The organism is Stenotrophomonas sp. 86156_Sma, assembly GCF_056481625.1.
Genome location: NZ_CM151157.1, coordinates 4,067,647 through 4,087,377 on the forward strand (window position 1 = coordinate 4,067,647; position 19,731 = coordinate 4,087,377).

General features: G+C 67.1%; 16 protein-coding genes. 1 reads left to right on the top strand and 15 read right to left on the bottom strand.

Going from position 1 to position 19,731, the window contains the following annotated elements; all coding sequences use genetic code 11:
• Positions 1-39 precede the first annotated feature (39 nt).
• The 15 genes from ACZK33_RS18885 to ACZK33_RS18955 all read right to left on the bottom strand — a co-directional run bounded on the left by ACZK33_RS18885 (position 40) and on the right by ACZK33_RS18955 (position 17,055).
• Positions 40-345 carry a HigA family addiction module antitoxin gene (locus ACZK33_RS18885; protein ID WP_014038309.1) on the bottom strand — a complete coding sequence of 102 codons (306 nt, stop codon included), beginning with the start codon at positions 343-345 and terminating at the stop codon, positions 40-42.
• A gap of 11 nt (positions 346-356) precedes the next feature.
• A complete protein-coding gene (locus ACZK33_RS18890; RefSeq protein ID WP_423174852.1) occupies positions 357-635 on the bottom strand; it encodes a type II toxin-antitoxin system RelE/ParE family toxin in 279 nt (92 codons plus the stop codon).
• 306 nt (positions 636-941) lie between these two features.
• A complete protein-coding gene (gene tkt / locus ACZK33_RS18895) occupies positions 942-2,939 on the bottom strand; it encodes a transketolase (RefSeq protein WP_423174853.1) in 1,998 nt (665 codons plus the stop codon).
• A gap of 473 nt (positions 2,940-3,412) precedes the next feature.
• Positions 3,413-4,732, bottom strand: a complete 1,320-nt coding sequence (locus ACZK33_RS18900; RefSeq protein WP_032127858.1) for a dicarboxylate/amino acid:cation symporter — start codon at positions 4,730-4,732, stop codon at positions 3,413-3,415.
• 57 nt (positions 4,733-4,789) lie between these two features.
• Positions 4,790-6,505 (bottom strand): BatD family protein, encoded by a 1,716-nt coding sequence (locus tag ACZK33_RS18905; RefSeq protein ID WP_423174854.1) that lies wholly within the window; start codon positions 6,503-6,505, stop codon positions 4,790-4,792.
• Entirely contained in the window at positions 6,502-8,340 is a 1,839-nt protein-coding gene (locus tag ACZK33_RS18910; protein ID WP_423174855.1) for a tetratricopeptide repeat protein, read from the bottom strand. The genes ACZK33_RS18905 and ACZK33_RS18910 overlap by 4 nt, the downstream gene beginning before the upstream one ends.
• Complete coding sequence (locus tag ACZK33_RS18915; RefSeq protein ID WP_197616969.1) at positions 8,337-9,341, bottom strand: vWA domain-containing protein; 1,005 nt, start codon at positions 9,339-9,341, stop codon at positions 8,337-8,339. Before ACZK33_RS18915 ends, ACZK33_RS18910 begins: the two co-directional genes overlap by 4 nt.
• The gene (locus tag ACZK33_RS18920; RefSeq protein WP_197616968.1) at positions 9,338-9,787 is read right to left on the bottom strand and encodes a DUF4381 family protein; all 450 of its coding nucleotides are present in this window, start codon (positions 9,785-9,787) and stop codon (positions 9,338-9,340) included. The genes ACZK33_RS18915 and ACZK33_RS18920 overlap by 4 nt, the downstream gene beginning before the upstream one ends.
• Entirely contained in the window at positions 9,784-10,713 is a 930-nt protein-coding gene (locus ACZK33_RS18925) for a DUF58 domain-containing protein (protein ID WP_049422629.1), read from the bottom strand. Before ACZK33_RS18925 ends, ACZK33_RS18920 begins: the two co-directional genes overlap by 4 nt.
• An 8-nt stretch (positions 10,714-10,721) precedes the next feature.
• Positions 10,722-11,747, bottom strand: a complete 1,026-nt coding sequence (locus ACZK33_RS18930; protein ID WP_032127852.1) for an AAA family ATPase — start codon at positions 11,745-11,747, stop codon at positions 10,722-10,724.
• A gap of 172 nt (positions 11,748-11,919) precedes the next feature.
• Complete coding sequence (locus ACZK33_RS18935; protein ID WP_049422631.1) at positions 11,920-13,893, bottom strand: type IV pilus secretin PilQ; 1,974 nt, start codon at positions 13,891-13,893, stop codon at positions 11,920-11,922.
• A 21-nt stretch (positions 13,894-13,914) separates the two neighbouring features.
• On the bottom strand, positions 13,915-14,421 hold the full coding sequence (locus ACZK33_RS18940) for a pilus assembly protein PilP (RefSeq protein WP_010484064.1): 507 nt from the start codon (positions 14,419-14,421) through the stop codon (positions 13,915-13,917).
• A 26-nt stretch (positions 14,422-14,447) separates the two neighbouring features.
• Positions 14,448-15,104 (bottom strand): type IV pilus inner membrane component PilO, encoded by a 657-nt coding sequence (locus ACZK33_RS18945; RefSeq protein WP_049400744.1) that lies wholly within the window; start codon positions 15,102-15,104, stop codon positions 14,448-14,450.
• Positions 15,101-15,997, bottom strand: a complete 897-nt coding sequence (locus ACZK33_RS18950) for a PilN domain-containing protein (protein WP_049422632.1) — start codon at positions 15,995-15,997, stop codon at positions 15,101-15,103. Before ACZK33_RS18950 ends, ACZK33_RS18945 begins: the two co-directional genes overlap by 4 nt.
• Complete coding sequence (locus ACZK33_RS18955) at positions 15,997-17,055, bottom strand: pilus assembly protein PilM (RefSeq protein WP_010484061.1); 1,059 nt, start codon at positions 17,053-17,055, stop codon at positions 15,997-15,999. The genes ACZK33_RS18950 and ACZK33_RS18955 overlap by 1 nt, the downstream gene beginning before the upstream one ends.
• A 219-nt stretch (positions 17,056-17,274) precedes the next feature.
• On the opposite strand from ACZK33_RS18955, the gene ACZK33_RS18960 reads away from it, so the two are divergent.
• On the top strand, positions 17,275-19,698 hold the full coding sequence (locus tag ACZK33_RS18960) for a penicillin-binding protein 1A (protein WP_132810710.1): 2,424 nt from the start codon (positions 17,275-17,277) through the stop codon (positions 19,696-19,698).
• Positions 19,699-19,731 lie beyond the last annotated feature (33 nt).

The following is a 19,731-nucleotide window of genomic DNA, read 5'->3' on the forward strand; positions in this document are numbered from 1 at the left end:
CCCTCCGTCCCCTTTTTCTCATCCACGCATGGCGTAGATCTACCGCTCTATCCTCACTGCATCCTCAAGATACAGACGGGCAATCGGTGGATGCGCTCGATGCTCGACCTGCCACAGGTCGTATGCCGCCTGCATCGCCAGCCACATGCGGGCATTGCCCAGACCTGCAAGCTCAAGGCGGAATGCAAGTTCCGCGGAGATGCCAGCGTGCCCGTTGATGATGGTCGACAGCTGTCCGCGCGAATAGCCAAGATGCTGCGCCAGCGCACTGATCGACATGCTTATCGCCGGCAGGATGTCTTCGCGCAGCGACTCTCCGGGATGCGGTGGATCATGCAACGGCATCGAGCAGACTCCTAGTGGTAATTAAGGTAATCGACCAGTTCGACGTCCAGCCCACGAAAGCGGAACACCAATCGCCAACTTGCCGAGACACTTACAGCCCAGTAGCCGCTATAGCTCCCGCGCAGGGGGTGCAGGCGATTTCCGGGCAGCCCCATGTCTCCAGGCAGCCGGGCTTGATCCAGCTGCAGAAGCAAACGCCGCAACCGAGCCACATGATCGGCACGGACTCCGGACATGTCGCCCCGCTCATAGAGCGCCTTCAGGCCCTTGTGCCTGAAGCTGACGATCATGCGGCGCCAGTGTAAGGCATCACCTTACACCCCGCAAATCCACCATGGGTTTCTGCGCCGCTCTTCTTGTCCATGACTACTTCCGGGGGTACCTCGGCAGGCCCTCCTTTTCGCAAGGAATGCAGGCTAGATGAAGAGGCCAACGCGACACTGGTGCCGCAGGGCGCAACATGCCGGACGAAAAAAGGGACGGAGGGGATCAAGTCGTTTGTGCACAAACGACTTGATCCCCTCCGTCCCCTTTTCTCTCGAGCAAAGAAAAGGCCGGCGTGCGCCGGCCTTTCCCTTCCTGCTTCGCGAGGCTGCTTACAGCGCCTTGGCCGCTTCCACCACGTGGGCGGTGGTGATGCCGAAGTGCTTGTACAGCTGGTCGGCGGGGGCCGAGGCACCGAAGGTGTCGATACCGATCACCGCACCGTCCAGGCCGACAAACTGGCGCCAGAAGCCGGTGACACCGGCTTCCACCGCCACGCGCTTGCGCACGGCGTTCGGCAGCACCGATTCACGGTAGGCCGCATCCTGGCGCAGGAACACGTCGGTGGACGGCATCGAGACCACGCGGGTCTTGATACCGGCCGCGTCAAGCTGGGCCTTGGCTTCGGTCGCCAGCGAAACTTCCGAACCGGTGGCGATCAGGATCACGTCCGGGGTACCGGCGGCATCGGCCAGCACGTAGCCACCGCGCTCGATCTGGGCGATCTGCTCGGCGTCGCGCGGCTGGTGCGGCAGGTTCTGGCGGCTGAACACCAGGCAGCTCGGACCATCCTGACGGGTGATCGCGGCCTTCCAGCTCACCGCCGACTCGACCGCATCGCACGGACGCCACACGTCGTTGTTCGGGATGTAACGCAGCGAAGCCAGGTGCTCCACCGGCTGGTGGGTCGGGCCGTCTTCGCCCAGGCCGATCGAATCGTGGGTGTAGACGTGGATGGCGTGGGCCGGAATCAGCGCGCTCATGCGCACGCCGTTGCGGGCGTAATCGCTGAACACCAGGAAGGTGGCGTCGAACGGAATGAAGCCGCCGTGCAGGGCCAGGCCGTTGGCAATGGCGGTCATGCCGAACTCGCGCACGCCGTAGTACACGTAGTTGGCGTTGGCGTCGTCGCTGGCAACCGACTTGCTGCCCTTCCACAGGGTCAGGTTGGAGTGCGCCAGGTCGGCCGAGCCACCGACGATTTCCGGCAGCAGCGGGGCGTAGGCTTCGATGGCCAGCTGCGAGGCCTTGCGCGAGGCGATCGTCGGGCCTTCAGCGGCCACCTGGGCGATGTAGGCATCGGCCTTGGCAACGAAGTCGGCCGGCAGCTCGCCGTGCGAACGGCGGGTCAGCTCGGACGCTTCAGCCGGGTACTGGCTGGCGTACTTGTCGAACAGCTGTTCCCACTCGGCCTGGCGCAGGGTGCCAGCGCCATTGGCGCGCCAGCCGTCGTAGATCGCCTGCGGGATCTCGAACGGACCGTATTCCCAGCCCAGCTGCTTGCGGGTGGCTTCCAGTTCGTCCTTGCCCAGCGGTGCGCCGTGGCTGGATTCCTTGCCCGCCTTGTTCGGCGAACCGAAACCAATGGTGGTGCGGCAGCAGATCAGGGTCGGCTTGTCGCTCTGCGACAGCGCGGCCTCGATGCCGGCCTTGATGCTTTCCGGGTCGTGGCCATCGACATCGCGCACGACGTTCCAGCCATAGGCCTCGAAACGCTCCGGGGTATTGTCGGTGAACCAGCCCTCGACGTTGCCGTCGATGGAGATGTGATTGTTGTCCCAGAAGCAGACCAGCTTGTGCAGGCCCCAGGTACCGGCCAGCGAAGCGGCTTCATGCGACACGCCTTCCATCAGGCAGCCATCGCCCATGAACACCCAGGTGCGATGGTCGACCACTTCCAGCTCCGGGCGGTTGAAGCGCTGTGCCAGCAGCTTCTCGGCCAGGGCGAAGCCCACGGCATTGGCGAAACCCTGGCCCAGCGGGCCGGTGGTGGTTTCCACGCCCGGGGTCTCGTGGCGTTCCGGGTGGCCGGCGGTGTGGCTGCCCAGCTGGCGGAACAGCTTCAGCTGCTCGATCGGCAGGTCGTAACCGCTCAGGTGCAGCAGCGCGTACTGCAGCATCGAACCGTGGCCGTTGGACAGCACGAAACGGTCGCGGTTGAACCAGTGCGGGTTGCTCGGGTTATGGCGGAGATAGTCGTTCCAGAGGACTTCGGCGATGTCGGCCATGCCCATGGGCATGCCGGGGTGGCCGGACTTTGCGGTTTCAACCGCATCGGCGGCAAGGAAGCGGATGGCGTTGGCCAACTGGCGACGGGTAGGCTGCGTCATGGTTCTGTCGGAATCGGGAGGCGGCCGCGGACGTGCGGGCGGCCTATTGTCCCATAGTCGCCGGGCGGGGGGTCGGTTCACCTTGCCCGGTCGTGCCGGCCGCTGGCCGGCAGTTGCGCAGAATCCAATGAAGATCATGAAGTTGCCGGCCAGCGGCCGGCACTACCGCCCCCGGAGTCCGGGGGCTGCGCCATAGGCGCGGGGGTGTGGAAGCCGGTAAGGGGGGCCCACGATTCGCATCGCGAAACGTGGGAGCGGCAGCGCGCATGCGATGACGCGTACCCGGCCAGCGGCCGGCACTACCCGCCCCCGGAGTCCGGGGGCTGCGCCATAGGCGCCGGGGTGTGGAGGCCGGTAAGGGGGGCCCGCGATTCGCATCGCGAAACGTGGGAGCGGCAGCGCGCATGCGATGACGCGTACCCGGCCAGCGGCCGGCACTACCGCCCCGGAGTCCGGGTGACGGGAATCCGGTCTCAGTCCTGCTGCGGGCCCAGCGCCGGGCCGTCGTGGGACTCGCCCTTGGCCACCAGCGTGGTCAGGGCCAGGTCGCCGGTCACGTTCAGCGCGGTGCGGCACATGTCCAGGAAGTGGTTCACGCCCAGGATCAGGCCGATGCCCAGCGGGTTCACGCCGACCATCGCGCAGATCATCGCGACCACCGGCAGCGAGCCCGACGGCACACCGGCAGTGCCGATGCCACCGAGGATGCAGACCGCCATCACCATGATCTGCTGGCCGATGCTCAGGTCCACGCCGAAGAACTGGGCCAGGAAGATCACCGTCACGCCCTCGAACAGCGCGGTGCCGTTCTGGTTGGCGGTGGCGCCCACGGTCAGCACGAAGCGCGACACGCGCTGCGGCAGGCCCATCTGGTCGGCCACGCGCAGCGCGGTCGGCAGGGTGGCGTTGCTGGAGGCGGTGGAGAACGCCATCACCGTCGCTTCCTGGGTATCGCGGAAGAACGACAGCGGCGAACGACCGGACAGCCATACGGCCGTACCGTAGCTCACCACCATGTGCAGGCCGAGTGCCAGCACCACCACGCCCACGTAGGCACCGAGGCGGATGATCAGCTCGAAGCCGAACAGCGCGGCCAGGTTGAACATGAAGCAGGCCACCGCATACGGGGCCAGGCGGATGACCAGGTTGATCAGGGTCATCGAAATTTCGAACACGCCTTCGATGGCGCGGCGCAGCGGCGCGACCTTCTCGTTGTCGGTCAGCACCATGCCGATGCCGAACATCAGCGCGAAGAACATCAGCGACAGGATCGCGCCGTTGTCAGACGCGGCCTGCAGCACGTTGCTCGGCACGATCGACAGCAGCATGTCCATGCCCTTCGGCGTGCCGTGGATGCCCGCGACAATCTCCTTGCTGCGCTCGGCGTTCTCCGACAGCATCATCGCAGCGACCTGCGGGTCGACGCCCACACCCGGCTTGAGCAGGTTCACCAGCACCAGCCCGATGCCCACGGCAATGCCGGACAGCAGCACGGTATAGGCCAGGGTCTTCCAGCCGATGCGGCCAAGGGCGCGGATGTCGCCCATCTCCGACACACCCATGATCAGCGCCGAGAAGATCAGCGGCACGATCAGCATGAAGATCAGGTTGAGGAACAGGCCCGAAGCCGGGGTGGTGATGTAGTCCATTACCCACTTGGCACCGGCCTGCAGACCATCGACGCTGCCGCCCAGGGCGTGCACGATCAGTCCCAGGATCAGGCCGATCGCAAAGCCGATGCCCATCTTCCAATGCAGGGGCAACTTCTTCTTGTCGGCAGCAGCTGCTGTCATGCGCGGGTTTCCTCGAAAAATGAATGCACTCTAACAAAGCGCGCAAGCGGCGCCGGTTCAGGTTCGCCGCGGCGGATACAGCGGCGCCAGGCCAGTGTCAGCGGTCTTTGCTGCCGCCGACCAGTGCGGTCCGTCACGGAAGACCTCGCGCAGGCGCGTGCGCAGCGGCGCAAGATCACCCTGCCCGCCCCATCGGGCCTGCTGCAGTTCCTGCAGCACCTGGCGCTGGGCCGGGTCATCGAGCCGCGTGATGACCTGCTCGATGCGTTCGACACCGGCCATCGCACACAGCTGCGCTTCCACCTGATCAAACCCTTCACCATCCAGCGCGCGGCGCAGTTCGGCCACGCCGGCACGTCCAGTCGCCACAGCCGGCACAGCGCCCTTGGCCGCCACGGGTGCCGCCACGCGCGGGCGACGGCCTCGCTGCCAGCCCCACAACAGCGTCAACAGCCACAGCAACGCCAGGCCGATGGCGGCGCCCATCCACGGCCACGGACGCTCGGACAAACCACTGGCGCGCGGATCGGTCGCCGCGATACGGCTGTCCTGGCCATCGCCATCCGGCAGCGCCGCATTGGTGTCGATCGGCGGCAGCGGTGCAGGTGACGCACTGCCAGCCCCGTTACCGGCCACCACGGCCAGCGTCAGGTCCGGCAGCTTCGCTTCCTGTGCCTTGCCATTGCGCACGTCCCACCACGGCAGGCGCGGCCCCGGCACCACCAGCGAACCCGGCTGGCGCGGCACGATGGAATAGCGGCGGGTGATCTTCAGCCGCGGCGTACTGCCATTGAAGGTCTCTTCGTACTGCGCAGGTTCGGCGAACACCTGCGCGGCGTTGCCGACGTCGGGCACCGGCAGATCGGTGAACTGCGCGCGGGTGGCGCCTTCGGCAATCGCCTCCACCACCACGTTGGCCGCCTCGCCGGTACGGGCGCTGGTCGGTGCACTGGTGTAGCGCAGCTGCAGGCCCTGCAGCGGCAGCCATGGCTGCGGCGCCTGTGCCAGTTGCGCCTGCACCTGCAACGTGCGGTCCGCGCCAGTGGCATTCATGCGCCCGTCGCCGCCGCCGAAGAAATCGTCGAAGAAGCCACCGGCACTGCGCCCGCTGAAGCGCGCACCGGCCAGCCGAAGTGCACCGCTGCGCTCGGGGATCAGCAGGAAGCGCCGCTCGACCACGTTGTAGCGACGGCCGTTGACCTGTCGCACATCGGTGCGGTCATCGCCCACCCGCTGCAACGACGCGCCGGCCGGTGTATCCAGCACCAGTTCGCCGGAGGCCAGCTGCGAAGCGAAATACAACCGCACCACCACGCCTACGCTCTGCTGCACATACGGTGTCTCGTCATCGATAGCGGTTTCGATGAACGCCACCGCATTGCTCTCGGGACCGGCCACGGCAGCGGCATCCACCTGCAGGGTCAACGGTGCGGTACGTACGCTGCCCACCTGCAGGCCCGGCACCACCAGTGCACCGCTACGCCGTGGCGTGAGTGCCACGCCATACAGATTGCGCTGCTGCATGCTGCCGTTGCTCCACGCTACCTGGCGGCTGCTGGTCTGCCCGCTGAGGTCGAAGTCGGTGCGCAACGGTGTGAAGTCAGGGGCGCCCTGGTCGCTCTCGACATTGAGCGTGACCGTGTCGCCCATCGCGATGCGGTCGCGGTCCAGCCACGCACGCGGCTGCGCCCAGGCCAGCAGCGGCAGCCACAGCAGCAGTGCCGCCAGTACCTGTCGGGGCCAGTGCCCGTGCATGTTGATCGCCCGCGTCATCGCCCTTCCCTCTTCCTGCGTTCGTTTTCCAGCTGGAACTTGGCCCGCAGCAATGCGCCCGGATCATCCGGCACGCGCCGCATCCACGCCTCCACCGCCTGCTGCTCCTCGCGTTGGCGTGGGGTGGTGCCGTCGCTGCCTGGCACGGGCTTGCCATCCTGATCGCCTTTGCCCTCACGTGCGTGCTGCATGGCCTGCTGCATGCGCTGGCGCTGCTGCTCATCAGCCTGGGCCTGCGCCTTGGCATCCTCCACCTGTGGCGGCGCCTGCTGTCCATCGCGGCCGCGCTCGCCGGGCTGCGGGCTCGACGGGTTCTTGTCGTCACCGGGATTGGGCTGGCCCTGCTGACCCGACTGCGGCTGTCCCTGACCGGGATTCTGCTGGCCCTGCTGCGGCTGCTGGCCCTGCGGATTCTGCTGGCCCTGTGAATCGTTCTGCTGCTTCTGCTGCCCGTTCTGCGGTGGCTTCTGCTGATCCTGGCCTTTGCCACCCGACTGCTTGCGCTTGCGCGCGGCATCGACCACGGCACGGTTGGCGACCGCATCGGCCATGCCGGGATGCAGTGCCAGCGCGCGGTCGTAGGCGGCAATGGCTTCGTCGTAGTTGCCCTGGCGGGCCAGCGTGTTGGCCAGGTTGTACCAGCCCGCATCGCTGTCGATGCCCTCGAACTGCTTGCGGGCACTGGCGAAATCACCGTTGCGGTAAGCCTGCGCACCTTCGGCCAGACGCTGGTGCTGCACCTGGTCGGCGCGCTTCCACAGCGTGCCCTGCGCCGGCGGTGCGGCAGGCACCGCGGGCGCCTGCGCCTGCACATCACTCATCCATGGCAGCAGGCCCACCGCCAGCACCGCCGCCAGCAGCGCGCGGCGACGGAAAGCGAGCAGCGCCAGCAGCATCACCGGTGGCAGCAGCCAGAACCCTTCATCACGCCATTGCTTGCCCTCGCCGGGCCGCTGCGCCGCAGTACCCTCGCGTGCATCAAGTACGCCCAGCGCACGCAGATCACTGTCATCGGTGGCGATGCGGGCATAGCGGCCTCCGCCTGCGGTCGCCACCGCACGCAGGCTGCCTTCATCCAGCGCGGCCTGACGGATCTGCCCAGTGCCATCCCGGTACGCCGCACCGGCAGATGTGCCCAGCCCCAGTACCGACACCTCCATGCCGAGGCTGCGCGCCTGCGCTGCGGCCAGTGCCGCTTCATCATCCGCCTGATCGCTGACCAGCAGGATCTGCCCCCGCAATGCCCCGATCTGGCGCATCAACCGCGTCGCCCAGTCGATGCCACGGTCGGCGCGTTGTCCGTCGCGCGGCATCACATCCGGCGACAGCGCGTCCAGATACAACGCGACGTTGCTGCCGTCGTCGGTCAGCGGTGCCACGGTGTAGGCATCCTCGGCATAGACCACCAGGCCCACCTGGCCCCCCTGGCGGGCACGCAGCAGCTCGCCCACTTTCGCCCGAGCCTGCAGCAGGCGCGACGGCGGCAGATCGGTGGCATTGATCCGGCTGGACAGATCCAGCACGACCAGCAGCGGTGCGCTGGCCTGGAACATCGGTTGTGCCTGCTGCCGCCAACTCGGCCCGGCCATGGCCAGCGCTGCCAGGGTCCAGCCCAGCAGCACGGCCCAGGGCAGGCGTGCACGGCGGCGCGTGCCCGCAGCCAGCAGATGCGGCAACAGGTGGGCATCCACCGCTGTTCGCCACACATCGCTGCGCCGCTGCCGATACAACGCCACCACGATGATCAGCGGCAGCGCCAGCAACGCCCACAGCCATTCCGGGCGCAGGAAGTGCAGCGCGTTCCAGTCAGGAAGATTCGAAGCCAACGCGATCATCGACGGCGCTCCGGCCACAGCCAGGCCAATGCGCCCAGCAGCAACGCCAGGCCCAACGGCCAGGCATAACGCTCTTCGCGCGGACGCAGGCTCGGCCCCTTCGCAGCGATCGGCTCCAGCCGGTCCAGCTCGGCATAGATGCCGGCCAGCTGTGCAGTGTCGCGGGCGCGGAAGAACTGGCCGCCGGTCATGCTCGCGATCTTCTTCAAGGTAGCCTCGTCGACCGGATCCTGGTCGGCGGAAATGGGAATACCGAACAGGCGCATGCTGCCATCACCGCCAAAGGCGACGGTGTGGATACGCACACCTTCGGCACGCGCGACTTCGGCGGCACGCAGCGGTTCCAGCACGCCGGCATTGCTGACGCCGTCGGTCAGCAGAATCAGCACGCGCTGGCCTTCGGGCTGGCTGCGCAGGCGCTTCACCGCCAGGCCGATGGCATCACCGATGGCGGTCTCGCGCCCGGCCAGGCCGACCACGCTGTCGCGCAGCTGGTCGCGCACGCTGGCCAGATCGGCCGTAAGCGGCGTCAACGTGTAGGCGCGGTCGCCGAAGATCAGCAGACCGATGCGATCACCGGCGCGGCGATCGAGGAAGTCGGCCAGCACCGCCTTCGCGGCAGTGAGGCGATCCACCGCCTGCCCGCCCAGCACCATGTCGCCCTCGCCCATGCTGCCGGACACGTCCATCGCCAGCATCATCTGCCGGCCCTCCTGCGGAGGCGTGATCGCTTCACCCAGCTGTTGCGGGCGAGCCAGTGCTACGCACAGCGCGCACCAACCCAGCCACAACAGCAGCGTGCGCAGCCACGACACGTCAACGCGGCCGCCACCGGCCAGCGCTTCCAGTTCCGTCGCCGCATAGGGCACCCGCAGCGCAGCACCGGGATCGGCACGACGCTTCCACCAGCGCATCAGCAACGGCAACGGCAGCGCCAGCAGGGCCAACGGCCACGCCAGCTGCAGGTCCGGCCATGGCCAGTAACTTGCCAGCAGATTCATCGGCGCCGCTCCAGCAGCATGGCCAGATAGCGCTCGCGCGCCCAGCTGCGCAGCGCCGCCACATCGTTGGCGTCCACCCGTGGACGATAGGCGCCTTCCGCCAGCAGACTGCGACGTGCCGCGGGCAGCGTGCCTTTCGGATCCACGCGCTGCCACCAGGCGTCATCGCGCAGGGATTCACTGCCGGGCTGCGCCTGGCGTGCGGCGCGACGCAGCAGTCCTGCGATCGCCGCCAGTTCCGCAGCAGCATCGGCGGTGGATGCCAGCTCCTGATCGAACAGCTGCAACCAGCGTTGGCGGCGACGGCGACGTTGCCACCAGAAGAAGGCCGCCACCACCAGCAACAGCAGCACCACGCCGCCGATCATCAGATAGCCCGGTGCCGGCGGCCACCATGATGGAGCGGGTGGCACCTGCACATCGCGCAGCGGCAGGTTCGCGCTCATGCCGGCACCTCGGTCGGGGATGGCGCCAGCCAGGCATCACTGGGCGCGTCGGTGGACAGCACCTGCACATCGACGCGGCGCGCTCCCAGCTGGCGCCGCAGGTCCTGCAGCGGTTCAACGAAATGCGCCTGCCAATGGGCCTGGACCTCGCTGCGGCGCAGGTCGAGGCCGATGCGCTGCTGCAGGGTCTGGAACTGCAGCGCGGCTGACGGAGGCTGCAGTTCCAATGGATCCACCAGCAGCACCAGGCTGAGGTCGTGGTGCTGGGCCAGCGCACTCCAGCGCGCCGGCGGAATACGGATGGCCTGCTGCGGATCGGCCAGCACCAGCACACGTGCACCCGGGCGCAGGACGCGACCGGCATGGTCCAGCGCACGTTCCAGGCCAAGGTCGTCGGCCGGGGGCTGCGCATACCAGCGGGTGAGCGCGTCCAGCACGCGCAATACGCCGCGCGGGCCGCCTGCCGGTGCAATCGGTGGTTCACGGTCGCTGCCACGCAGGGCGCCGATGCGATCGCCCCGACGCTGCGCCGACCACGCGGCGACGGCGCCCGCGCGTGCAGCCTGCACCGATTTGAAGCGCACGCGGGTGCCGAAGTACAGGGCCGGCGAGGTATCGGCCACGATCAGGCTGACCCGCTCGCGTTCGGCCTGGAACAGCTTGGTATGAGCACGTCCGGTACGCGCGGTCACCCGCCAGTCGATATGCCGTGCATCATCACCGGCCACGTACTCGCGTGACTCGGCATATTCCATGCCACGCCCGCGCAGCGGCGACGGCGCCTGCCCGGCGTTGCCGGCGCGGCCACGGCGTGGCGGCGGCGGTCGCTGTGCAAGGCGGCGCAGCGCCACCAGTTCGGACAGTTGCGGGCGCAGCCCGTCACCGTCACTGACGGAGGAAGCGTGGTGCAGGGATGGATCGGTCATGCGCAGGCTCAGGGTGCCGGCACCCGGGCCAGCAGCTCCTGCACCAGGCGTTCGCCATCCCAGCCTTCAGCGGTGGCTTCATAGCTGGGCAGCACGCGATGGCGCAGCACGTCGGCGGCAACCGCACGCACGTCATCGGGGGTGACGAAATCGCGGCCGGCCAGCCAGGCGCGCGCGCGCGCACAGCGTTCCAGCGCGATGGAACCGCGCGGGCTGGCGCCCCAGGCAATGCGGCGGCCAAGGCCTGCGTCATAGCGCGACGGATCACGCGAGGCCAGCACCAGCTCGATCAGGTAGCGTTCCAGCGCCGGCGCCATGTGCAGGTCCAGCACTTCGCGGCGGGCATCGAACACATCCTGCATCGGCAGCTTTTCCGGCGCTTGTGCGGCTTCGCCCAACGCACCACGGGCGCGCTCGCGGGCCAGGCGCAGGATCTCCGATTCGGCGGCCTGGTCCGGGTAGCCGATGCGCACATGCATCAGGAAACGGTCCAACTGCGCTTCCGGCAGCGGGAAGGTGCCTTCCTGCTCGATCGGGTTCTGCGTGGCCATCACCAGGAACAGCGGCGGCAGCGCGTAGGTGTGGCGGCCCACGGTGACCTGGCGCTCGCCCATCGCTTCCAGCAGTGCCGACTGCACCTTGGCAGGCGCGCGGTTGATTTCATCGGCCAGCAGGATCGGATGGAAGATCGGGCCGGGTACGAATTCGAAGCGGCCTTCCTGCGGGCGCCAGATCTCGGTGCCGGTCAGGTCGGCCGGCAACAGGTCCGGGGTGAACTGCACGCGGGCGAAGTCGGCCTCCAGGCGCGAGGCCAGCGCGCGGATCGCCGTGGTCTTGGCCAGGCCCGGAGCGCCTTCCACCAGCAGGTGGCCATCGGCCAGCAGCGCGATCAGCAGGCGTTCCACCAGCGCGGCCTGGCCGACGATCTCGGCCGACAATGCGTCGCGCAGCTGGCTGAAAGCGGCATGCAGGCGGGAGGTGGCCGGCGCGGACGGCGGCGAGACGGTTTCGGGCATCGGCGGTGGCAGGTTCATGGGGGCCTTTGACCGGCGCGGAACGGCACGGGTTCCCGACATCATCGCAGGGTGCCCTGCGAATGGCATCAAGAACGGCTGAACGACCCATCCACGCATGGCGTGGATCTACGGGCGGAAACGCAGAAGGGCCGCGCAGGGCGGCCCTTCTGCGTTTCGCGGAGGCGCGGGCTCAGTTCTGCTTGGCCACGCGCAGCACCTTCGGGGTCACGAACACCAGCAGCTCGGCCTTGTCCTTGTTGCGGCCGCGCTTCTTGAACAGGTTGCCCAGGAACGGCACGTCGCCCAGGAACGGCACCTTGCTGATGCTGCTGCGGTCGGTGAACTCGTACACACCACCGATGACCACGGTCTGCCCATCCTCGACCAGCACCGCGGTGTTGACCTCACGGCGGTTGATCGACGGTACCGTGCCGTAGCCCTGCAGTTCGATCAGGCGGTCGACTTCGTCCTTCTTCACCTGCATGTTGAGGAACACGCGGTTGTCGTTGGTGATGGTCGGGGTCACCCGCAGTTCCAGCACCACTTCCTTGAACTGCACGTTCGGGGTGGAACCGGCGCCACCGGCAGCACCGGTGCCACTGATGGTGACGTAGCCGATTTCCTTGCCCTGCTTGATCATCGCCTCGCGCTGGTTGGTGGTGACCACGCGCGGGTTGGAGATCACCTCACCCCGCGACTCTTCCTGCATGGCCGACAGCTCCACGTCCAGCAGGTAGCCTGCGTTGAGGATCGACAGCGCCAGCGAACCCGGATTGCTGGCCGTAGCCACCGGCAGGTTCCAGTTCAGGCCACGCTTGATGGTCGGGCCGCTGGGAATCGGCGCCGGGCCGACGCTGCCACCGGCCTGCCACTCACGGACCGCCTTGGCGTTGGCCAGTGCGGTATCGACCTGCGACTTGCGGGTTTCCTCGTTGGCAGCGAGGCTGCCGCTGAAGTACACGTTGTCGCGGCTGCCGCTGATGCCGAACTTCGCACCCAGCTCGCGGGCGAAGGTGTCGGTCGCGATGACGATGCGGCTTTCGATCAGCACCTGGTCGACCGGGCGGTCGATCACACTGATCAGCTCGCGCATGCGCGCGATCTTCTTCGGAATGTCACTGATCATCAGCGTGTTGGTGCGCTCGTCGGCGACGATGCGGCCACGCCCGGACAGGAAGCCACTCTCCTCCTGCGACGAGCCGCCACCACCGCCATTGCCGCCACCACTGCCGCCACCGATGCCCTTGGCCTCGGTCAGCGCTTTGAAGATCTGCGTGGCGCTGTGGTAGTTGATCTGGACGTAATCGGTGACCAGGTCTTCGCGGTTCTCGATGGCGATGCGCGCGTCTTCCTTCTCCTGCTCGAACTTGGCCAGCTCAGCCTGCGGAGCGACCCAGATCACGCTGCCATCGCGACGCTTGTCCAGGCCCTTGGCACGCAGCACGATGTCCAGAGCCTGGTCCCACGGCACGTTGACCAGGCGCAGGGTCACATTGCCCTGTACCGAATCGGAAGCCACCACGTTGAGATTGGATTCCTCGGCGATCAACTGCAGCACGGTGCGCACCGGCACGTCCTGGAAGTTGAAGGTCACCGGCTTGCCGGTGAAACCGCGCTGACCAACAGCCTTGGCAGCCTGGGTGACGCTGCCGGCGGTGACGGCACCGACGGCGGCTGGCGCCTGCCGCGGGCTGATCTCCACCACGTACTCGTTGCCACTCTGGTAGGCCAGCGACTCCACTGCGCCACCGGTGCTCAGCACCAGCTGGGTACCGGCACCGGACGGCTTGGCGTCGATGCGCTGCACCGGCGTGGCGAAGTCGATGACGTTCATCGGCTTCTGCAGGTTGGCTGGCAGTCGGGCGTTACCGACATCGACCACCACGCTGTTGCCCTGCGTACGCAGGTCCGGAACCGCGCCCTGGCCGTCGAACTGGACGATCAGGCGCCCGGCGCCATCATCGCCGCGCTTGAAATCGATCTTGGCCACCGACAGGCCGGCCGGCGCTGCTGCCGGTGCCACGGTGGCGCCCACCGGCTTTTCCGCCGGTGCGGCGGCCAGCGCCGGAGCGCAGGCCAGCATCAGCGCGACTCCCAACGCGCTGACACGGTTCAAGGTAAAGCGCCGGATGGGACGCAGCCCCTTGGCTTGGTGAAAGGTCATCGTGCTATCCCCAATAAACGATCATTGATCTTCAAGCGAGAGCGTTGCCGGCCGTTCCAGCCAGCCACCCGCGCCATCCGGCACCAGTTCGATCAGCTCCACGTGGTCTTCGAAGACCGCCGTGACCCGCCCGTCGCTCTGCCCCAGGTAGCCGCCCGGGCGTACCCGGTAGGTCACCTTGTCCGGCCCCATCACCAGCGCCACGGTGGCGGCTCCGGTGCCGATGGTGCCGACCATGTCCAGTGCGTCCAGCGGGAAGCCTTCCAGCGGCTCCTTGCGCCGGTTCGGATCCGGACGCAATCCGCCATTCCCCTGCTGCGGATTGGTCCAGGCATCGGTGAACGGATCGCGCAGACCCTGTGCGGAGTATTCGAAGGTTTCGAACTGCTGCATCACCGGCAGCGGCTCCAGCGGCTGTGCCGGTCGCGCACGCTCGCCTTCCACCCACTTTTCAAGATTCGGCGCATCACCCGGCGTGCTGGTCACATCACGGCCGCATGCGGCCAACATCAGCACGACGGCAGCCATCCCACAACGCGCAAAGAGGGAACGGATCACTTCTTCTCCTCCTTGCCGGCGTCAGCCGCCTGCTGTGCCTGCACTTCGGTCTCATCCAGATAGCGATAGGTCTTGACCGTGCCGGACAGCTCCAGCGCACCGCTGCGGGCGTTGCCGCTGGTCTTGTCCTTGGGCTTGAGGTTGATGTCGTGCATGGTCAGGATGACCACGCGCGGCAGCGACGCCACGCCACTGACGAAGGCACCGAACTGGTGGTAACTGCCCACCATGCGCAGCTTGATCGGCTTCTCGGCGTAGAACTCCTTGACCTGCTCCTGCTCCGGCTCGAACAGCTCGTTGGTCAGGCCGCTGGACAGCGCAGTCTGCGAGATGTCGATGATCAGGTCCGGCATTTCGGTCTTGCTGGGCAGCTGCCGCAGCATCTGCTGCAGCACCTGTTCCATCTGTGCCAGCTGCTGCTTCAGCGGCGCCAGGTTCACCGCACGCTCCTGCTGCTTGGTGAACTCCGAACGCAACTCGACTTCCTTCGATTCCAGGCCGGCCAGTTCCTCGCGCTTGCCACTGATCAGCAGCATCCACGCCACGAACATGATCACCAGCGCCAACAGCGAGCAGAAGACGATCTTGGCCTTCTGCGGCCAGTTGCCGATGTCGTTGAAATCCAGGTTCTTCAGATCGATTTTCTGGCTCATGCGCGATCCCCCTGCAGCGGGGCGTTGAAGGCCTGCGGCGGCTGCGCCAGGCGGCTGCCCTCGGGCTTCGGCGCAGGCTTTGCAGCCGGGGCTGCCGGCTGGTTCGGCGTAGCCGGGGCCGGGGTGGCAGCAGGTGCGTTGACCGGCGCGGCGGCGGGTGCGGGTGCAGCCGGTGCAGCAGCGGGCTGGCCTGCGGCCGGTGCAGCAGGTGCCGCTGCATCCGGGCCGGCTGCAAGCGGTGCCACTGCGGGCGGAGCCGGCGTTGCCACCGAACCATCGGCGTTGAGGCCTGGCGTACCGGCCACTTCCTCACTCTGTGCCGGCAGCTTCACCTTGACCACGAACACATAGGGCAGCGCCTTGATGTCGGCCAGCGGGCCCACCTTGCCGTCCTTGTCCTTCTCGGGATCACGCGCTTCGATGATCGACAGTTCCGGGTTGGTCATCCAACCGGAGGTCTCCAGGTTGCGCATGTACGCCGAAACACGGGCATTGGACTGGGTACGGCCTTCCAGGGTCAGCACGTCGCCTTCCTGCTTCAGCGCGGTCAGCACCAGGCCATCGGGAATCGTGCGCACCAGCGCATCGAACAGGTGCACCATCTGCGAGCGCTTGGCCTGCAGTTCCTCGATCACCTTCTTGCGGGCCAGCAGGCGTTCCTTCTGCGCGTCGAGGCGGTCGATCTCCTTGTTCTGTTCCTTGACCTTCTCGATCTCGGCTTCCAGATAGGCGTTGCGGTCCATCTGGCCGCTCACCTGGCGGTCGTAGTAGAACCAGATCACCAGCGACAGCAGCAGGCCACCGATCGCGGCCATGCCCAGCATTGCGTAGAACTCGCGCTGGCGTTGCTTGCGCCGCTCGGCGCGCCAGGGCAATAGATTGATGCGTGCCATCAGTCGAAGCTCCTCAGCGCCAGACCGGTTGCGATCATCAGCGCGGGGGCATCCTGGGCCAGCGCATGCGCGTTCACCTTCGGGCCCAGGGTCATCTGCGCCAGCGGGTTGGCGACCACGGTCGGCACGCCCAGCTGTTCCTCGACCATTTCCGGCAGACCGCCCAGCACGGCGCAGCCACCGGCCAGCACGATGTGATCAACGCGGTTGAACTCGCTGCCTGCGTAGAAGAACTGCAGCAGGCGGCTGATCTGCTGGACCGTGGCTTCCTTGAACGGCTCCAGCACTTCCATCTCGTAGCTTTCCGGCAGCCCGCCCTGGCGCTTGGCCAGTCCGGCTTCCTCGTAGCTCAGGCCGTAGCGGCGCATGATCTCGTCGGTCAGCTGCTTGCCACCGAACACCTGTTCGCGGCTGTACAGGCTGCGGCCGCCGCGCAGGACATTGAGGGTGGTCATGGTGGCACCGATGTCGACCAGCGCGACCACACCCTCGATGGATACCGGCAGCTCGCTGGCGACCAGGGCATAGGCGTTCTCGACCGCGAAGGCCTCCACGTCCATCACCTTGGCCTGCAGGCCACCCAGCTCCAGCGCCGACTGGCGCAGTTCCACGTTCTCCGAACGCGACGCGGCCAGCAGCACCTGGACCATCTCCGGGTTGTTCGGGATCGCCCCGATCACCTCGAAGTCCAGGTTCACTTCCTCGATCGGGTACGGAATGTAGTTGACCGCTTCCAGCTCGATCTGGGCTTCCATGTCGTTCTCGTCGAGCTCGGCCGGCATCGGGATCACCTTGGTGATCACCGCCGACCCAGCGACGGCGGCAGCGGCCAGCTTGGCCTTGCTCCCCGAGCGGTTCATCGCACGGCGGATGGCCTCACCCACGGCCTCCACTTCCACGATGTTCTTCTCCACCACCGCATTCGGCGGAAGAGGTTCCACAGCGTAATGTTCCACACGAAAACGATTGCCACTGCGGGACAGCTGCAAAAGCTTTACCGCAGTCGAACTGATGTCGACGCCTACAAGCGGCGACTGACTTTTTGGGATGAGCCCCACGGTTTCTCCCCTGCCGACGGGCACTTGGACGCAAGACCTGCGCCCGAGCATTAATAACGTATTCTTAGCAAATGGCAACGGCCCTGCTGTGAAGTCCCTCACGGATTCACCATGCAGCCCCTGACTGTTCCCCTTGCGCTCCCCGGTGCCGACCCCAGCCGCCACCTTGCGTAATCTATACTCTGCGACCACGAAATTCGCAATCGGAATCTGAACCCGATGACTCGACTCCGCCGCTGGCTGCGCTGGATCTTCCTGATTGTCCTGGTCCTGGCGCTGATCGGCGCGGCCGCCGTGGGCGGTCTGTACTACGCCGTGTCCTCCAAGCTTCCCGACGTGCAGACCCTGCGCGACGTGGAAATGCAGGAGCCCATGTACGTCTATGCCGCCGACGGCAAACTGATGGCGGTGTTCGGCGAGACCCGCCGTACCCCCATCACCATGAAGGACGTGCCCGAGCGCCTGAAGCAGGCGTTCCTGGCCACCGAGGATGCCCGCTTCTACGAGCATGGCGGTGTGGACTACATGGGCATCGGCCGAGCGGTGTGGCTGCTGGCCACCACCAACGACAAGCGCGTGCCGGGTGGCTCGACCATCACCCAGCAGGTGGCCCGCCAGTTCTTCCTCAGCTCCGAGTACAGCTACACCCGCAAGCTGGCCGAGATCCTGCTGGCGCGGAAGATCGAGTCCGAGCTGAGCAAGGACGAGATCTTCGAGCTGTACCTGAACAAGAGTTTCTTCGGCAACCGCGCCTACGGCGTGGCCGCCGCCGCCGAGTTCTACTACGGCAAGAAGCTGAACGAGCTGGACCTGGATGAAATGGCCTCGCTAGCCGGCATCCCCAAGTTCCCGTCTTCGGGCAACCCGATCTCCAACCCGGAACGTGCCCGCCAGCGCCGCGACAACTATGTGCTGCAGCGCATGGCCGACCTGAAGTTCGTCAGCCAGGCCGAGGCCGACGCGGCCAAGGCCGTGCCGATGCACGCCACCGCGCATGAGCCGCCGGTGCAGGTCGATGCCCCTTACGTGGCCGAGCTGGTGCGCCAGGAAATGATCGCCCGCTTCGGCGGCGATGTGGTCAACAAGGGTTACCACGTCACCACCACCATCGATGCCACCCTGCAGACCGCCGCCAACCAGTCGGTGCGCGACGGCCTGCTGCTGTACGACCACCGCCACGGCTGGCACGGCGTGGAGAAGCAGGTGCAGGTGGGTGCCGGCGAAGACGCCGCTGCCCTGGCCGAGCACCTGCGTGGCATGTACGGCCAGGCCGGCCTGCTGCCGGCCATCGTCGCCAGCACCGGTGCCGATGGCAGCGCAACGGTGGTGCTGGCCAACCGCAGCGAGATCGTGCTGCCGGCCGGCGCCGCCAAGTGGACCAACAAGACCCCGGGCAAGCTGGTGCAGCGCGGCGACATCGTGCGCGTGCGCGCCGGTGCCAAGGAAGGTGAGTGGCTGCTGGACCAGATCCCGCGCGGCCAGTCCGCACTGGTCTCGCTGGATGCCCACAACGGCGCGTTGAAGGCGCTGGTGGGTGGCTTCAGCTTCTCCGGCAACAAATTCAACCGCGCTACCCAGGCCCGTCGCCAGCCGGGTTCGAGCTTCAAGCCGTTCGTCTACGCGGCCGCCTTCGACAAGGGCTACAACCCGGCCTCGATCGTGCTCGACGCCCCGGTCGTGTTCCGCGACCGCCGCGGCAAGACCTGGGCCCCGCAGAACGACGGTGGCGGCTTCCGCGGCCCGATGCGCCTGCGTGAAGCGCTGGTGCAGTCGCGCAACCTGGTCTCGGTGCGCCTGCTCGATGGCATGGGCGTGGACTACGCGCGCAAGTACATCAGCGAGTTCGGCTTTGCCGAATCGGAACTGCCGCCGAACCTGTCGATGTCGCTGGGTACCGCCTCGCTGACCCCGTTGTCGGTGGCCCGCGGCTACGCCGTGTTCGCCAACGGCGGCTCGCGCGTGGACACCTGGCTGATCGACCAGGTGAACGACCGCGACGGCAACCTGGTGTTCAAGGAAAACCCGGCACTGGCCTGCCGCGACTGCGCCGGCAGCAGCGACCAGCCGGTCAACCAGGTGGTGGACGGCTTCAACTTCGGTGCCCCGGCCCCGAAGGTGGACCCGGCTGCTGCCGCCAAGGCCGAAGCCAAGACCGAAACCCCGGCCGCGCCGGTCAACCCCGATGCCCGCACCGCCCCGCGCGCGATCGACGCCCGCACCGCGTACCAGCTGGTGTCGATGATGCGTGACGTGGTCCAGCGCGGTACCGGTGCCCAGGCCAAGGTGCTCGGCCGCGAGGACGTGGGCGGCAAGACCGGCTCCACCAACGACCACCGCGACGCCTGGTTCTCCGGCTTCGGCGGCCCGTACGTGACCACCGTGTGGGTGGGCCGCGACGACTTCCGTTCGCTGGGCTACCGCGAATACGGTGGCAAGGCCGCCCTGCCGATCTGGATCGACTACATGCGCACCGCGCTGAAGGACACCCCGATCGCGCAGAACGACCCGCCCAGCGGCATGGTCCAGGCCACCCTCAACGGTGCTACCGAGTGGGTGAAGGTGGAAGACATGGACCGCCTGACCGACTACGACCTGAACCTCAATACCCCGCAGGCCGACGCCGCCGCGTTCGATATCTTCTGAGGAAGGATGTTGGGGTGCCAACCGTGGGTTGGC

What these genes read in the sequence shown, in the direction of transcription:
- ACZK33_RS18950 (WP_049422632.1), bottom strand. Translation starts at nt 15,997, where the DNA reads ATGGCACGCATCAATCTATTGCCCTGGCGCGCCGAGCGGCGCAAGCAA.
- tkt (WP_423174853.1), bottom strand. Translation starts at nt 2,939, where the DNA reads ATGACGCAGCCTACCCGTCGCCAGTTGGCCAACGCCATCCGCTTCCTT.
- ACZK33_RS18960 (WP_132810710.1), top strand. Translation starts at nt 17,275, where the DNA reads ATGACTCGACTCCGCCGCTGGCTGCGCTGGATCTTCCTGATTGTCCTG.
- ACZK33_RS18920 (WP_197616968.1), bottom strand. Translation starts at nt 9,787, where the DNA reads ATGAGCGCGAACCTGCCGCTGCGCGATGTGCAGGTGCCACCCGCTCCA.
- ACZK33_RS18915 (WP_197616969.1), bottom strand. Translation starts at nt 9,341, where the DNA reads ATGAATCTGCTGGCAAGTTACTGGCCATGGCCGGACCTGCAGCTGGCG.
- ACZK33_RS18940 (WP_010484064.1), bottom strand. Translation starts at nt 14,421, where the DNA reads ATGGCTGCCGTCGTGCTGATGTTGGCCGCATGCGGCCGTGATGTGACC.
- ACZK33_RS18890 (WP_423174852.1), bottom strand. Translation starts at nt 635, where the DNA reads ATGATCGTCAGCTTCAGGCACAAGGGCCTGAAGGCGCTCTATGAGCGG.
- ACZK33_RS18935 (WP_049422631.1), bottom strand. Translation starts at nt 13,893, where the DNA reads ATGACCTTTCACCAAGCCAAGGGGCTGCGTCCCATCCGGCGCTTTACC.
- ACZK33_RS18885 (WP_014038309.1), bottom strand. Translation starts at nt 345, where the DNA reads ATGCCGTTGCATGATCCACCGCATCCCGGAGAGTCGCTGCGCGAAGAC.
- ACZK33_RS18910 (WP_423174855.1), bottom strand. Translation starts at nt 8,340, where the DNA reads ATGATCGCGTTGGCTTCGAATCTTCCTGACTGGAACGCGCTGCACTTC.
- ACZK33_RS18905 (WP_423174854.1), bottom strand. Translation starts at nt 6,505, where the DNA reads ATGACGCGGGCGATCAACATGCACGGGCACTGGCCCCGACAGGTACTG.
- ACZK33_RS18930 (WP_032127852.1), bottom strand. Translation starts at nt 11,747, where the DNA reads ATGAACCTGCCACCGCCGATGCCCGAAACCGTCTCGCCGCCGTCCGCG.
- ACZK33_RS18900 (WP_032127858.1), bottom strand. Translation starts at nt 4,732, where the DNA reads ATGACAGCAGCTGCTGCCGACAAGAAGAAGTTGCCCCTGCATTGGAAG.
- ACZK33_RS18945 (WP_049400744.1), bottom strand. Translation starts at nt 15,104, where the DNA reads ATGAGCCAGAAAATCGATCTGAAGAACCTGGATTTCAACGACATCGGC.
- ACZK33_RS18925 (WP_049422629.1), bottom strand. Translation starts at nt 10,713, where the DNA reads ATGACCGATCCATCCCTGCACCACGCTTCCTCCGTCAGTGACGGTGAC.